Below are 14,227 nucleotides of genomic sequence, written 5' to 3'. Positions count from 1 at the left end.
CTTACTCTGGTCCCACGCAAAGCGGTCGATCAGAGTTAGCGCTTTAGCGCTTACTCTGGTCCCACGCAAAGCGGTCGATCAGAGTCAGCGCTTTAGCGCTTACTCTGATCCTACGCAAAGCGGGACCTCACCACGCCCAACGAACGCCCGCGTTGCCGATGATCGTCCGTTGATGTTCGCCACCAAGATTCGTGACGTAACTGACGGTGGCGAACGCACTGCCCTGCTTCGTAAGCTTCGCCACGACTCCCGCGCCGATCTGCCCGGCGGTTTGGCCCACCGTCGTCACGATCGGCGTCACGCCGGCGAAGGTCGCCTTGTCGTCGCTGCCGAACGAACGCAATACGCTCAGGCGCAAGTAGGGTTGCAAAGTCGTGTGCTCGACATCGTAGTGACCCGCGAGCCGCACGCCGAAACGGCCGACGAAGGTATTGCCGTTGTTGAACGTCACCGTCGAGATGCCGTCGTTCAGATCGTTGATCGACAGATGCTGCCAGATCAGTTGCGCCTGCGGTTCGAGCGTCAGGCCGTAGCCGATGGCGATTGGCAGGCCGCCTTCGAGCGAGCCGGTCACCGCATTGCCGTGCGTCGTCGTCGCGATGCCGTTGCGTGACGAGGGATCGACCACCAGCGAGCTGCCCATCACGACCGCGTCGGTGTACCAGCCGCCGGCGCCGACGTGCGTCCAGTATCCGCCGAGGCTGTATGCGTTGATCGCGAGATGCCCGACGTCGGCGTTCGGCGTGGCGTCAGCCAGACCGCTGACGTCGCCCGTTGCGCGCGCGAAGCCGATAAAGAAGCCGAAATGGTTGCGTTGGCCGCTTGCCGTGGTGTCGGCGTAAATGTCGTGGCCGGCCTGCACGCCGACCACGGAGCCGTCGAATTCAGGATTCACATCGCCGCTTTGACTCAGCGTGCTATGGCCGCCCCACACGCGGCCCCATGCAGCGGGCAACGTGCCGTTTTCGGAGAGCAACGACTGCTCGCCCTGGCGGTCGTGAAAGTTGTCGACCTGCAGAATGCCGAGCTGACGCGCGACACTTGGGACCTCGGCATAGATCACGACCTCGGGGCGGTACAGGGGCATGGGTGCGGCGCTCGGCGACAGGCTTGGAAGCGGCGGCGTGCCGGCCGCGGCGATTGGAAGGTTCGGTTGGATGCTTGCTGGTGTCCCTGGCGGCGTACCGGTTGGCGGCGTGCCGGTTGGCGTGTCCGTCGGCGTTCCGCCTGGTGTTCCGGTCGGGGGTGTTCCGGTCGGGGGCGTTCCCGTTGGCGTTCCCGTCGTCGTACTCGGCGCGGGCGGCACCGTATTGCGCAAATACCAGCTCTCCGACGTGCCGTTCGTGACGCCGCCTTTAGCGAGGTAATAGTCATACGCACCGGCCGCGACCACGCCGCCGGACAGTCTGAACGCGGATAGGTCCGTCGTCGCGCCGTTCGCTGCCTGCACGACCTGAATGCCGTCAGCGAGCGTCGGCGCGCCTGCGCCTCCGGCATTAGTGACCTGCAACGTCGACGAACCCGTTGCCTTGCCGCCGTTGACAACAAGTTTGTCGGATGCCGAGTTGTCACCGGCAAGCATGGCGCCCAGCGAAATCGTGCCGTTCTGGCCGACGTAGTTGCTGACCGTCAGCGTGTTGCCGACGCTTCGGGCGTTGCCGATTTGCGCGAGACCGGCGTTCACCAACTGGCCATTGATGGTGAACGCGCCGTTAGGCTGACCGTCGAACTGTGCGAGCGCGTTGGCGACGCTGATCGTGCCATTGTTCGTGACGTCGCCGGTTACGCTGCCGTAGCCGCCGAGCGTCGCACCGGACGCGACCGTCGTCGCGCCGCCGCCGCCGAGCGCGGCGCCCGCGTTCACGGCATCGCCTACTACCAACGTGCCCGCGCTGACGGTCGTGCCACCGGCGTACGAGTTCGCGCCGTCGAGAATCAGCATGCCGGTGCCGACCTTGTTCAACGCGCCCGCTCCTGAAATGTTCTGCGTGATCGTCGACTGGAAGTCTTGCGTGTCGATGGTGCCGCCGCCGGCCGCAATCGTGATGGCCCGCGTCGCGGCGAGGTTGAAGCTGCTGCCGAATTGCAGCGTGCCGCCGTTGAATGCCACGCCGCCGCTCGCCGCGCCAAGCGCGTTGTCTGCCGACGCCGACAGCGTCCCTTCAGTCAGCACGGTGCCGCCCGAATAGCTGTTGCCGCTCGCTGCGGCCGGCGCAAGCGTCAATGTTCCTGCCCCGGCCTTTTCGACCGAGCCGGTGCCCGACATCAGACCGCCATAAGTGCCCGCGCTGTCTTGCGTAAAGCGGACGAGTCCATTGTCCGTGACGTTCTGCGGCAGGGTCTGCGCATTGGCTTGCAGCGTCGAGCCGGCATCGACGAGCGCCGCCGCCGATGTGCCGAGTGTCCCGGTGAGGTTCAGTGTGCCGGTCTGCACGTGAGCGAGCGTGAAAGTGCCGGTGCCGGTCCAGTTCCACAGCGTGCCCTGCATGAGCAAGGTCTGGAAGTTCGTGAATGCGTTCGATGCCGTCCCGCTCCCTTGCAAGGTCACCGTATTGGAGCCGGCGCCGCCGTTCGCACTGCCGTTGATGACCGAGCCGCTTTGCAGGATCAGCGAGTCGTTGCCATTGCCCATCGTAATGGCCGTGCCGATACCGCTTTGCACGAGCCCCGCGTTGATGATCGTCGAATTGCCGTTCAGCGTGCGGATACCGGAGCCGTTCTGACTGATGATCTGGCCGCCCGCGCGGTTCTCGATCAGCGCCGTGAAATTCGAGCCTGCGGTGTTGGAGAACACCGCGTCAGCCGAAGTACCGCCGGCCGTCACGCCGCTCGCGGTAATCGTCCCCGTGTTGATCAGGTGATCGGCGTTCCCTTGCATGTAGACGGTCTGCCCCGCCGCGCCGGTCGTGGACAACTGGCCGCTGTTGTTGACGGTGCCGCTTCCGCCGAGTATCGATGCAGCCCGGGCATTGCTGCCGGAGGTGGACACCGTGCCGGTATTCACGATCATGTTGCCGGCCTGTCCGAGATTGGTCTGCCCCCACGCCGCGGACATGCCATAGGCGTTGGGGCCGCTGGTGCTAATCGAACCGTTGTTGGTCAGCGTGTTGTTGCTGCCGTTCGCGGCCATGCCGTCGTTGAACGCGCCGGTTGTGCTGATCACGCCCGCTGACGCATTGGTGAGCAGGTTTGCGCTGCTCACGCCGAGCAGCACCGCCCCGCGCGCGCCCCCACTACCACCGCCACCGGTGAGCGAAAGATTGCCGCTGCTCGTGATCGCGCTGCCGGTGTCGACGCTCAGCGCCACCGGCTGCGCAGCCCGCGCAAAATTGCCGACGGCGGTCGAGTCGACATTGATCGTTACGCCCGTGCTGCCCGTCTGGGCAGCCACTGCAGGGATGCCGGCTCCCGTACATGCCACAGTTGTCCCGCTGGGCGGGGCAGTACCGGTGCATGACGCCACTGCAGACGGAGCAAACGCCCGGTACAGCAGCACGGCAAAACCAAGCCTCGTTCCAAGCGTTTTCAGCATGTGTCTTGTCCTTTCCCTGATGCTTCATGTGGACAAACTCGCTGAGTTATAGCATTCGAAACAGGCTCTTACCAGGTTGGATTCCTGGCGGGACTTTAGGCGTGGGCCTGTTTGGCGTTGCCACGAGCCGGTTGCTGTGACCAACACATCGCCAGCCATGTGACCGCTGTACCGCCCCATTCCTCGGTACAGTTTGGACGATTTGCACCGATCCGTACCTTACCGTCCATGCCCAGATAGCGGATGCTATGAGTCTCTTTCCCCACGCGCGCGGACCTTCTCAATGGACAAAACGACAAACGGCTGGCTGAGCGGCTTCATCGGGGTGTTGATCTTCAGCGGCTCGCTGCCGGCCACGCGCGTCGCCGTGCAAGGCCTCGACCCGCTATTCGTCACGGTCGCCCGCGCGACGATTGCCGGTACGCTCGGTCTGCTGCTCCTGCTCGTATTTCGCCAGGCGCGGCCGTCACGCCGCGAGCTGATTCCACTGCTGATCGTCGCACTTGGCGTGGTGGTCGGCTTTCCGCTGCTGACGGCGCTGGCGCTGCGCCACGTGAGCGCGGCGCATGCCATCGTGTTCGTCGGCCTGCTGCCGCTCGCCACGGCGATCTTCGGCGTGCTGCGTGGCGGCGAGCGTCCGCAACCGGCGTTCTGGCTGTTCTCGGCGCTCGGTAGCGGCGCGGTGGTGGCGTTTGCCTTGCGTCACGGGCTCGATGCCTCACCGATCGGCGACGCGCTGATGCTGGCCGCCATCGTCGCATGCGGGCTGGGTTATGCCGAAGGCGCGCGACTGTCGCGCCACCTCGGCGGCTGGCAGGTGATTTCGTGGGCACTCGTGCTGTCGCTGCCGCTCATGCTGCCGCTCGCGGTGTGGACGCGGCCGGCATCATTCGACGGTGTCAGTCACGCGTCGCTCTGGGGCCTCGCCTATGTGTCGCTCTTCAGCATGCTGATCGGCTTTGTGTTCTGGTATCGCGGCCTCGCGCTCGGCGGCATCGCGGGCGTCGGGCAGTTGCAGTTGCTGCAGCCGTTCTTCGGCCTGCTGCTTGCGGGGCTGCTGCTGCACGAACAGGTGCCGCTGGCGATGATTGTGGTCTCCGTGGTCGTGGTGGGCTGCGTGGCGGGTGCGCGGCACTTCTCGCGGGCACCGGCGTCGGCGCGACCGGCCATCTGAGGCGCGTCTCGACTGCGGCTGGCTCGCATTAAGCTTTCGTCTTGCTTTCGGTTGGTATCCGACTAGCATGCGTCTCATCGACATTCGAGCCCGCGCGGCGCGGATGGCCAGTTGAATATGTCATCATTCCCATGATCGACTAACCACTGCCCAGCGCCGCGACTACGATGCCGACCGCTTTTGCTCAAACCGTCGAAGCCCGCTTTGCCGAACTCACGCCCACCTCCAAGCGCGTCGCCAGCTACATGCTGGCCAACCTCGACCGGCTCGGCCTCGAAACCGCCGATCAGATTGCCCAGCAAGCCGGCACGAGCGGCATTTCGGTCGGCCGGTTCCTGCGCAGCGTCGGCTACCAGAATCTCGACGACCTGAAGCGCGAACTGCGCGGCGCTCAGGAGCGTCCGTGGCTGATCACGGACCGGCTCGACGCGTTCCGCCGCGCTGCCGGCCAACACGACGAAACCACGCCGGACGCGAGTTCGCCTGCCGAGCCCAACCCCGCGCTCGCCCGTTCGCTCGAACTCGAAACCAGCGCGATCCAGCATGTCTATCAACTCGCGCAGTCGCCTGTGTTCGCGCGCGTGGCCGAGCGCATCTCGAACGCGGACGCCGTCTACATTCTCGGCATTCAGTCCACGCGCGGCATCAGCAACGCGTTTTACAGCTACCTCGAATACATCCGCCCACGCGTGTTCTATTCCGACGGCATGTCGGGCTCGTACGTCGATTCGCTGAACTCTGGATTCGAATCGCCTTATCTGATCGTCACCGACACGCGCGCTTACTCGAAGGTCGCGCGCCGCTATTGCGAAGCCGCGACGCGCCGCAGCCTGCCCTTCGCGCTCATCACCGACATCTATTGTCCGTGGGCGCGCGAATTCGACGGCGATCTGCTGCAGGTGAAAACCGACGTCGGCCAATTCTGGGATTCGCTCGCGCCGCTTACGTGTCTCTTCAATCTGCTGATTTCGGCGATCGTCGAAAGACTCGGGCCGCGTATCGACGAACGTGTCGCGCGCAACCGGGAACTGCAAAGCGAATTCGATCAGTTCGACGACCTCTGATGCACGCCACGTCCTTCGCCTCATGACCGACCATCGACTCATCGAAATCACGTCCGCCACACATGGCGTCGACATCGACCTCGTCTACGCCACCGCGCGCAATCTCACTGGCAAACCGATCTACAAGACGGCGCATTGTCTGCTGCTCGAACCGGCAGAAGCGGCATTGCGCCGTGCGGTCGAACTGGCGAGTCAGATCGGCACGACGTTGCGCATTTTCGATGCGTACCGGCCGCCGCAAGCGCAGCAAGTACTGTGGGATTTTCTGCCCGACCCGACTTACGTGGCGGACCTGACGCGCGGCTCGAACCATAGCCGCGGGACAGCGCTCGACCTGACATTGCTCGACGCACACGGCGAGGAACTCGACATGGGCACCGGCTTCGACGCGATGACGATCGAATCGGAGCACTTTCATCCGGGCTGGCGGCTAGAGGTGCAACGCAATCGCATGCTGTTGCTGGGTGTGATGCATGGCGCGGGCTTCACGCACATCAAGAGCGAATGGTGGCACTACGAGTTGCCGGGTTCGCGCGCGTTGCCGTTGATCGACAACAGCGCAAGCGGGCCGCTGCGCCTGATGTGATCGATCGACTGCCAGGAAAACGGGTATCCTCACCGGCTCGTTCAGAAGGAGGATCCATGAAGTTTTCAATTTGCCTGGCGGTTGCCGCCCTGACGCTATCTGTCGGTGCGTACGCCCAGACCTCGCAAACCTTCCGTTTCGGCGAAGGCCAAAGCTCGCTGCCGTCCGGTCATGCGCAGCCCGCTCCCGCGCCTCGCGCGCAGGCCCAACAGGCGCCGGCTTCGCAGCAATCCGCCGAACAGCATGCGCCGACATCCGAGGCCAAGCCGAAACATAAGGCGAAGTATCATCGGCATCATCGTGGGCATGTGACGCAGCCGGATACGTACTCGCATAGCTGAGCGGTGCCAGGCGGGTGACCGTGAGCGTGCGTCGTCTTCGCTAAAGCTTGCTGACGCGCGCATGGGCTAAAGCGAAATACCCGCCATACGTCGTGGTGATTTTTGACTCGCTTCAAATTCGCGCGCGCGGCGGGCATAGTAAAACGTATCCGCCGATTTTTCGCCACGACAGGAACCTGTATGAGCACCACCCATCCCGCGCCCGGCACCTCCGGATCAGCGAACGCAACCGCCCCGCTGATCCGCGACGCCATCGAAGCCGATCTTCCCGCGATTCAGGCGATCTACGCGCACCACGTGCTGACCGGCGTCGCCTCGTTCGAAGAGATACCTCCCTCCGTCGATGACCTGCGCACGCGGCTCGCGTCGGTACGCAGCCACGGGCTGCCGTACATGGTGGCCGAGATCGACGGCGAAGTCGCCGGCTATTGCTACGCCACGCCTTACCGGCCGCGCGCCGCGTATCGCAACACCATCGAAGATTCGATCTATGTGAACGACGCCTATCGCGGCCGAGGCCTCGGGCGCGTGCTGCTCCAGGCGCTGATCGAACGCTGCGAAACCGGATCGTGGCGCCAGATGGTCGCCGTGATCGCGGATGGCGGCAGCGGCGGTTCATTGTCACTGCATACGCAATTGGGATTCGAATTGACAGGCACCTTGAAGGCGGTGGGCTTCAAACACGGCCGCTGGCTCGACACGACGTTGATGCAGCGAACGCTCGGCAAAGGTGACTCGAGCATGCCGGACGACGTGACGTCAGGGCGCGACTGAAGCGCCGTGTCTTATATTCGACTCAGCGTGAGTTGCGCAGCACTGCGGTGTAGGTGACCGGCCAGTCCTTCGAGGGCACATGCAAACGGCAACCGCCGCGCTGACGTAGTGCGATTCGGTTGCCATATGCAGACAGTGAGTAGCCCAAGCGCGAGACCGGAAATACAAGCGAATCCACATGCAAATTTCCATCTTGGGCCTGCATCGGGCGACGCGCTGGTAGCCGCGCGCGCCGCCTCGTTAGAATCCCTCCCATGCCCAACACGCCGCCTCCTGTCCCGCCCTTGGCCGCCGACTCGCACGACCCGGCCGGTATCACGCCGCGCAACGAATACACCGTCGACGAACTCGCGCGCGTCACCGACACCACCGTGCGCAACGTGCGCGCCTATCAGGACCGCGGCCTGCGGCGCGCGGCCGTTTCATCTGGTCGGGCACGACTGGGGTTCGATTCAAAGCTGGGAAGCGGTGACCGACCCGGCGTTCAAAGGCCGCATTGTTTCGTACACGTCGATTTCGGGGCCGTGCCTGGATCACGCGTCTTTCGGCTTGCGCGGCGAGAGCGAGGGTGACGGCGACGACGACACTCAAACCGCACATCCCATAACGAAGCCCCCATTCGGCAGTAGCGTTCGGCAAACGCTCAAGTCCTGGTACATCTTCTTCTTTCATCTGCCGTGGCTGCCTGAACTGATGTGGCGCACGGGCGGGGCACGCCTGTGGCCGCTGTGGCTGCGTGTGACGGAACGCGTGCGCCCCGCGCCCGATCCGGCGCAGATGCGCAACGCGATCAATGGTCTGAACCTCTACCGCGCCAATTTCATCGACAAGCTGCTGCGCCCACGCGCGCGTCATGCGCACGCGCCGGTGCAATTCATCGTGCCGCTGCGTGACCGCTACGTCGGGCCGCCGCTCTCGCTCGGACTGGAGTGCTGGCTCGGCGCATATGAGCGCACCGAGATCGATGCGGGCCACTGGGTCGTGTTGCGCGAAGCCGACCGGATCGCGGCGAGCATCGAACGCTTCGTAGAGCGGCACCGCACGGATTGCGGCGGCTGCGCAGCGCCAACGCTCAACGCTCGCGGGGCAGGCGTGTGAACAGCGTCGGATAGTCGATCACGAGACCGTCTTCGTCGACCTTCATGTCCGCCGCGAAGTTGCGGAAGATGCCCTCGTAGCGATACTCGCGATGCAACTCGATGCACGAATACGCCTGTTCGACGCGCGTGACCTGCAAATCAGGCGTCGAAATATACGCCACCGAAATCGGCTGACGCTCGCCTTCGGCCAGTTGCAAGCGGCGGATCGGCAGCGTGTTGGTGAACGGCGTGGCGGCGATATCGATGTCGATGCAGCCTTCGATCGCGCTCAGCGCGAGGCCGTGCCCATCGTGCCAATGGCCGGCGCCGTCGCCATGCAACTCCAGCTCGCCGCCGCCGACGATCTTCAGCCACGCATAGCGCGTGCGCCATTGCGCGTCGCAGCGCACCTTGTAGTGCAGCCCATACGGCTTGCCGTAGCGCTGCCCGACCACGACGCTTTCCACCGCAAAGCCGTCCTCGTGCGCGTCGAACGCCAGATGTTCGATGCCTTCGCCCTCTTCCGATGCCCACCGTAATTCACGCATGTGCCTGTCTCCTCGTGAGGCGGCGCAGCCGGGTTCTGCCAGGTTCCGCCGGGCTCATATCGTAGCGCGAATGCTTTCGACTCGCCGACTCCTGGACATCGCGGGCGCGTGTCGCAAATAGCCACTATCAACGCGCAGCGATGCCCGGCGCGGCCTGGCTGGCCTATGCTCGCGGTTCGCAGGCATCCGACCGGCGCGCGCCCGACGCTCGCGCGGCGGAATTGCGCATCATCGAAATCACCCGGCCTTCCCATCATGCACGCCGCCGCGACCGAAGCTCAGTCCGCCGCCTTGCGCACGCTGCTGCGCAGCCTCGGCCAGATCGTGCTGCAACCGAACGCCTTCACCGGCGCGTGCCTGCTCGCCGCCTGGCTGCTCTACGACCCGCGCCTCGCCTGCGCGGCGCTGATGGGCGCGGTCGCGGCCAATGTGAGCGCGGTATTGGCCGGTTATCGCGAGGACGATACGCGCGCCGGATTGCACGGTTTCAACGGCGCGTTGGCGGGACTCGCCGCCTTCAACTTCATCGCCGACAATGCGACAGCGGGCGCGGTGGCGATTCTCGCCGCCACGTGCACGGCGTGGTTCGTGGAGCCGTGGTCGCGCTGGCTGCGGGCGCGCGGACTCGGCTTCTTTTCGAGCCCGTGCCTGATCGTCACGTGGCTTTGGCTGCCGATGGTCACGGTCAATGTCCCATTCGCCAGCGTGCCCCCGGCGCACGCGCTGAGCGCGACGCAAGTGGGCAGCGGACTGCTCGCCGGCTTCGCGCAAACCGGCTTTGCATCGGACGCGTTGCCCGGATTGCTGGTGTTGGTCGGGATTGCGGCGGTGTCGCGCAGGCATGCGCTGTGGGCGCTGATCGGCGCCGGATTCGCCAGCGCTGCGCATCTGCTGCTTGGCGCAACGATAACCTCGTTCGACGCGGGCCTGTTAGGATTCAACGGCGCGCTGACCGCGCTTGCGCTGGCCGACTGCGGCCTCGTCACGATGCTCGGCGGCGTTGCCGTGTCGGTCGTGCTGCAAGCGCCGGCGGCGCACTTTGGCTGGCCGGTTATGACGGCGCCCTTCGTCCTCGCGACGTGGAGCGTGCAGTGGCTCAAGCAACGCTTGGCCCACGGCGTGAGCGCGGCCGCCCCCGAACCCGCGCAACCTGTGGACGCCGCACGCGGCGCGACGACGCCGGTCCAGGCCAGCCGCGCGAGCTAGTTACGCCGCCGGGTTTCGTCACAAGCTCGCGCCACACGTTTCGGCGATCATGCAACTTCAGGAGACAGACATGTCGTTCACTCACAGCCCTGCCGGCCGCGTCGCCGAGGCGGGGCCATTGTCCGATGCCGAGCGGCAGACCCGCGTCGACCTGGCCGCGGCCTACCGGCTCGCGGCGCTCAACGGCTGGGACGATCTGATCTACACGCATATCTCGGCGAGCGTTCCGGACGAACCCGGCCACTTCCTGATCAACCCATTCGGCCTCGCCTTCGATGAAGTGCGCGCAGCGAATCTCGTGAAAATCGATATTGCGGGCAACATCGTCGGCGCGAGCGAACATGCGGTGAATGCGACCGGCTTCGCACTGCACGCAGCGGTCCACTCCGCACGCGCCGATGCCTTCTGCGTGATGCATCTGCACAATACGGCGGGCGTGGCGGTTTCCGCGCAACCGGCCGGCTTGCTACCCGCCTCGCAACACGCGCTGCGCTTTTACGGCCAACTCGCGTACCACGATTACGAAGGCCTCGCGTTCACGCCAGCGGAAGGCGAGCGACTCGTCGCGCATCTCGGCGACAAGCCCGCCATGCTGTTGCGCAATCACGGCACACTGACCACCGGCCGCACGGTCGCCGAAGCCTACGTGCTGATGGCAACGCTGCTCAAGGCCTGCGAGATCCAGTTGCACGCGCAAGCATGCGGCGCGGAACTCGTCGTGCCGAGCGATGCAGTCGCCGCACGCACGGCGGAACAACTGTACGATGGCGGCGCCATTGAAGGCGTGCTCGAATGGCCTGCCTTGCTGCGCAAACTCGACCGCCTCGACGCCAGCTATCGCGATTGAATTCGCGCCACGTTCAATTCAATTCCAATCTCGTTCTTAACGGAGTCACACCATGCCCACGTTTCATATCGAACTCTTCGAAGGCCGCTCGGTGGAACAGAAACGCCAGTTCGTCGAAGCCATTACCAAGGCGACTTGCGAATCGCTCGGCGTCGAACCGAATTCTGTGGATATCATTCTGACCGACGTGAAACGCGAAAACTGGGCAACGGCCGGGCGTTTGTGGTCCGACGCCTGAGGGTGAAGCGTGCGGCATGCTTGACGACGCTTGCCGTGCACTGGCGCTTCAAACCCGCGTCGCCAAGGGTTCTCACCTTGAGCTGCGCGCGTTGCGCGCGCAGCTTGTGATGCTCAGCGAAGCGTATTTACAACGCATCGCCGTGGCGGCGTAACAACACACCGCCACGAAGTTACGCCATCAGAACTTGTGGATGATGCCCACACCGGCAGCAAACTGGCTGCGTGACGAGGACGGCGCGCTGTTCTGGCCGTCGCCGATATCGGCCGTCGCGTTGATGATGCTCACGCCGTTCGTGCCCAGGGTCTGACCGCCTGCGCGTTGATACGCCTCGAGCGCATACAGACCGGTGCGCTTGGAGAGGCTGTAGTACTGCGAGAGGTTGAACTGCTGGTAGCTAGCCGAGCTCGTGATGCCGTTCGCTTTGGTAGCACGCGTATAGCTGTAGCCCGCAGCCAGGTCCAGTGCCGTCAAAGGCTTGAAGTGCAGCACGGCACCGCCCGTGTTGAAGATCGCGGTGGTGTGGAACGGCGAGTTGATACCCGGAACGTACTGCACGTTCGAGTACGAGAACGACACGTCCCACTGCGGAGTGAACGCATAGCCGCCCGTTACCGCCACGCGCTGCTGTGCCTGGGCGCGCTGATAGCCGTTGTTGATGCCCGACACACCCGCCTGGGCGCCGTTGTTCGACGTCGTGGAGTCAGCGCCCCATGCGCCGCCGCCAGGCGTCGAGTTGTTGATGCGCTGGAAGCCCGCCGCAATGCCGAACGGACCATTCAGGTACTGCAAGGCCGCGCTCCACGTCGAACCGGCGTTGAAGCTGCCCGGCACGCCGCCCAGCGCATACGAGCCGCTAGCCGTCAGCCCATAGAAGTTCGGCGACGTGTACACCAGCGAGTTATTGACGCGGTACAGCGTATCCAGAGAGTCGATATCGCCCGGGTGTGCGCCGTATGCGCCCGTCAGCCAGGTGGTCGGGCTGTACGGCGAGAGCAGCGTGTAGTACGACGTATATTGGCGGCCTGCGGTGAACGTACCGTAGCTGGCATTCGCCACACCGACGTAAGCCTGGCGGTTGAACGCGAGACCGGAAACCGACTGCGCGCCAGTTGCGCTGTTAAAGCCCTCTTCCAACTGGAAGATCGCCTTCGTGCCGCCACCCAGGTCCTCGGCGCCTTTCAGGCCGAAACGGCTGCCGGCCCAGATGCCGTTGACCATCTTCACGACCGAACGGCCGCCGCTGGTCGAACCGAGCGAAGTTTGGCTACTCTGATAGCCGATCCCCGTATCGACGATCCCGTACAGCGTCACGCTGCTCTGAGCGTGCGCGCCGAGGGCGACCAAGCCAAGCGCCGAAGTTGCCAATGCCTTTTTCATTTCTGCTCCTCTTTAAAAGATTATTCTTTGATCGCGGCACCCTTCGAGGGCCGCGGAGTGTGGATAATTTTCGAATGCTCCGGCATTAATTAAGGATTTCAAAATACCGGATGACCATTGATCAGGCTAGGCAACCATGTCGAGAACATCGGTACGTAAGTCACGATGTTGATCGCGCTGAAGATAGCCAGGTAATAAGGCCACGCCACCTTGGTAGTTTCACCAATCGACACATTGCCGATCGCGCACCCGATAAACTGCACCGAGCCGATTGGCGGGTGCACCAGACCCAATGCGCAATTCAGCAGGATCATGATCCCGAACTGCACGGGACCGACGCCGGCGTGCATCGCCATCGGCAGGAACAGCGGCGTGGTGATCAGGATGTGCGCCGCCATATCGACGAACGTGCCGAGGAAAATCTGGATCAGGTTGATGTACAGCAGCATCAGCCACGGCAGGCTGGTCGCGCCGTCGAGCATGTGTTCGATCGCATCCGGAATCTCCAGATAGGCCATCTGGTAACGCAGCATGTTCGACACGCCGATCAGCAGCAGCACCACGCCGGTGGTTTTGGCCGCCTTGGACAATGCGTGGAACAGCTTCTTCATCGTCATCGAGCGATACACGACGATCGTCAGCACCAGCGAATAAAACACTGCGATAGCGGCGGCTTCCGTCGCCGTGGCAATGCCTTTTGCCACGCAAACCAGAATGATCGCAATCACCATCAAGCCTGGCAACGCGCCAAGGAACGTGCGCGCCACGGCGTACCAACCCGGGAATTTTTGCAGTTCCGTCGACCCATCGGCACGACGCGGATAACCGTACTTGACCGCTTGCCAGTATGCGGCGATCAGCACGAAACCCATTACCCACAACACCGGCAGCAGACCGGAAAACAACAGATCGCCGATCGACACACCGCTCATTGGGTGTCCGTTCAACGTGCCCGTGATGCCCTGTGCCGCGAATGCATAAATGATCATATTGGTCGACGTCGGCATCAGCGCGCCCGCCAGCGACGAGTGCGTCGTCACGTTGACCGCATAGGCCGCGCTATAACCTTCACGCTTCATCAACGGAATGACCACGCCGCCCATGGCCGACGTATCCGCCGAGGGCGAACCGGAGACCCCGCCGAACAGCGTGCAGGCGACCACGTTGGCCATACCGAGGCCGCCGCGGAAATGGCCGACCGTGGCTTGCGCGAAACGCAGAATGCGGTCCGCGATGCCACCGTGCAGCATCAGCTCACCGGACAGAATGAAGAACGGCACCGCGAGAAACGAGAAGCCGTTGATGCCCGAAATCATCGACTGCATGGCGGTGGCCGCCGGCAAGCCTTCGTACAGATAAGTCAGGACACACGAGAGCCCGAGCCCGAAGGAAACAGGAACGCCGAGAAGGAGAAAAACAAGAAAACTAACGGAGAGGATGGCAAGTTCCATGATTGCT

The 14,227-nt window shown here is 63.9% G+C and carries 13 protein-coding genes and 2 pseudogenes; 11 read left to right on the top strand and 4 right to left on the bottom strand.

Going from position 1 to position 14,227, the window contains the following annotated elements; genetic code table 11:
* Positions 1-127: 127 nt before the first annotated feature.
* Positions 128-3,496 carry an autotransporter outer membrane beta-barrel domain-containing protein gene (locus B0G74_RS40720; protein ID WP_243658565.1) on the bottom strand — a complete coding sequence of 1,123 codons (3,369 nt, stop codon included), beginning with the start codon at positions 3,494-3,496 and terminating at the stop codon, positions 128-130.
* Positions 3,497-3,815: 319 nt separating this feature from the next.
* Between B0G74_RS40720 and B0G74_RS40715 the strand changes: the two genes are divergently transcribed.
* From B0G74_RS40715 to B0G74_RS40685, 7 genes and pseudogenes are all read left to right on the top strand, one after another.
* Positions 3,816-4,706 (top strand): DMT family transporter, encoded by an 891-nt coding sequence (locus B0G74_RS40715; protein ID WP_132382876.1) that lies wholly within the window; start codon positions 3,816-3,818, stop codon positions 4,704-4,706.
* 167 nt (positions 4,707-4,873) lie between these two features.
* Complete coding sequence (locus B0G74_RS40710; RefSeq protein WP_132382874.1) at positions 4,874-5,770, top strand: MurR/RpiR family transcriptional regulator; 897 nt, start codon at positions 4,874-4,876, stop codon at positions 5,768-5,770.
* Positions 5,771-5,792: 22 nt separating this feature from the next.
* Positions 5,793-6,356, top strand: a complete 564-nt coding sequence (gene ddpX, locus B0G74_RS40705; RefSeq protein ID WP_132382872.1) for a D-alanyl-D-alanine dipeptidase — start codon at positions 5,793-5,795, stop codon at positions 6,354-6,356.
* Positions 6,357-6,412: 56 nt separating this feature from the next.
* Positions 6,413-6,697 (top strand): hypothetical protein, encoded by a 285-nt coding sequence (locus B0G74_RS40700; RefSeq protein WP_132382870.1) that lies wholly within the window; start codon positions 6,413-6,415, stop codon positions 6,695-6,697.
* A 180-nt stretch (positions 6,698-6,877) separates the two neighbouring features.
* Entirely contained in the window at positions 6,878-7,471 is a 594-nt protein-coding gene (locus B0G74_RS40695) for a GNAT family N-acetyltransferase (RefSeq protein WP_132382868.1), read from the top strand.
* A 254-nt stretch (positions 7,472-7,725) separates the two neighbouring features.
* Positions 7,726-7,878 (top strand): annotated as a pseudogene (locus B0G74_RS47220) (MerR family transcriptional regulator); the annotation flags it as partial.
* Positions 7,877-8,569, top strand: a pseudogene (locus B0G74_RS40685) (alpha/beta hydrolase); the annotation flags it as partial. The pseudogenes B0G74_RS47220 and B0G74_RS40685, both read left to right, overlap by 2 nt.
* On the opposite strand, the gene B0G74_RS40680 reads toward B0G74_RS40685, so the two are convergent.
* Positions 8,544-9,098, bottom strand: coding sequence for a putative glycolipid-binding domain-containing protein (locus B0G74_RS40680; RefSeq protein WP_132382866.1), 555 nt, complete (start codon positions 9,096-9,098; stop codon positions 8,544-8,546). The pseudogene B0G74_RS40685 and the gene B0G74_RS40680 sit on opposite strands and share 26 nt — an antisense overlap.
* 255 nt (positions 9,099-9,353) lie before the next feature.
* On the opposite strand from B0G74_RS40680, the gene B0G74_RS40675 reads away from it, so the two are divergent.
* The 4 genes from B0G74_RS40675 (at position 9,354) to B0G74_RS46080 (ending at position 11,543) form a co-directional block, all read left to right on the top strand.
* Entirely contained in the window at positions 9,354-10,304 is a 951-nt protein-coding gene (locus tag B0G74_RS40675; protein ID WP_132382864.1) for an urea transporter, read from the top strand.
* Positions 10,305-10,374: 70 nt separating this feature from the next.
* Complete coding sequence (locus tag B0G74_RS40670) at positions 10,375-11,151, top strand: class II aldolase/adducin family protein (protein WP_132382862.1); 777 nt, start codon at positions 10,375-10,377, stop codon at positions 11,149-11,151.
* 52 nt (positions 11,152-11,203) lie between these two features.
* Positions 11,204-11,389 carry a 4-oxalocrotonate tautomerase gene (locus B0G74_RS40665; protein ID WP_106280598.1) on the top strand — a complete coding sequence of 62 codons (186 nt, stop codon included), beginning with the start codon at positions 11,204-11,206 and terminating at the stop codon, positions 11,387-11,389.
* A 16-nt stretch (positions 11,390-11,405) separates the two neighbouring features.
* Positions 11,406-11,543: a hypothetical protein gene (locus B0G74_RS46080; RefSeq protein ID WP_165924026.1), complete on the top strand. Its 138-nt coding sequence runs from the start codon at positions 11,406-11,408 to the stop codon at positions 11,541-11,543.
* A 26-nt stretch (positions 11,544-11,569) separates the two neighbouring features.
* Here B0G74_RS46080 and B0G74_RS40660 read toward each other — a convergent pair whose 3' ends face one another.
* Together B0G74_RS40660 and B0G74_RS40655 are read right to left on the bottom strand one after the other, a co-directional pair.
* Entirely contained in the window at positions 11,570-12,769 is a 1,200-nt protein-coding gene (locus B0G74_RS40660; RefSeq protein ID WP_132382860.1) for a porin, read from the bottom strand.
* Between the two features lie 98 nt (positions 12,770-12,867).
* Complete coding sequence (locus B0G74_RS40655) at positions 12,868-14,220, bottom strand: TRAP transporter large permease (protein ID WP_095420608.1); 1,353 nt, start codon at positions 14,218-14,220, stop codon at positions 12,868-12,870.
* Between the last annotated feature and the right edge of the window lie 7 nt (positions 14,221-14,227).

Origin of the sequence: Paraburkholderia sp. BL9I2N2 (assembly GCF_004339745.1) — a bacterium.
Lineage (GTDB): Bacteria > Pseudomonadota > Gammaproteobacteria > Burkholderiales > Burkholderiaceae > Paraburkholderia.
Note: the sequence above shows the minus strand (reverse complement) of the source record. Positions and strands in the feature narration are given on the sequence as shown.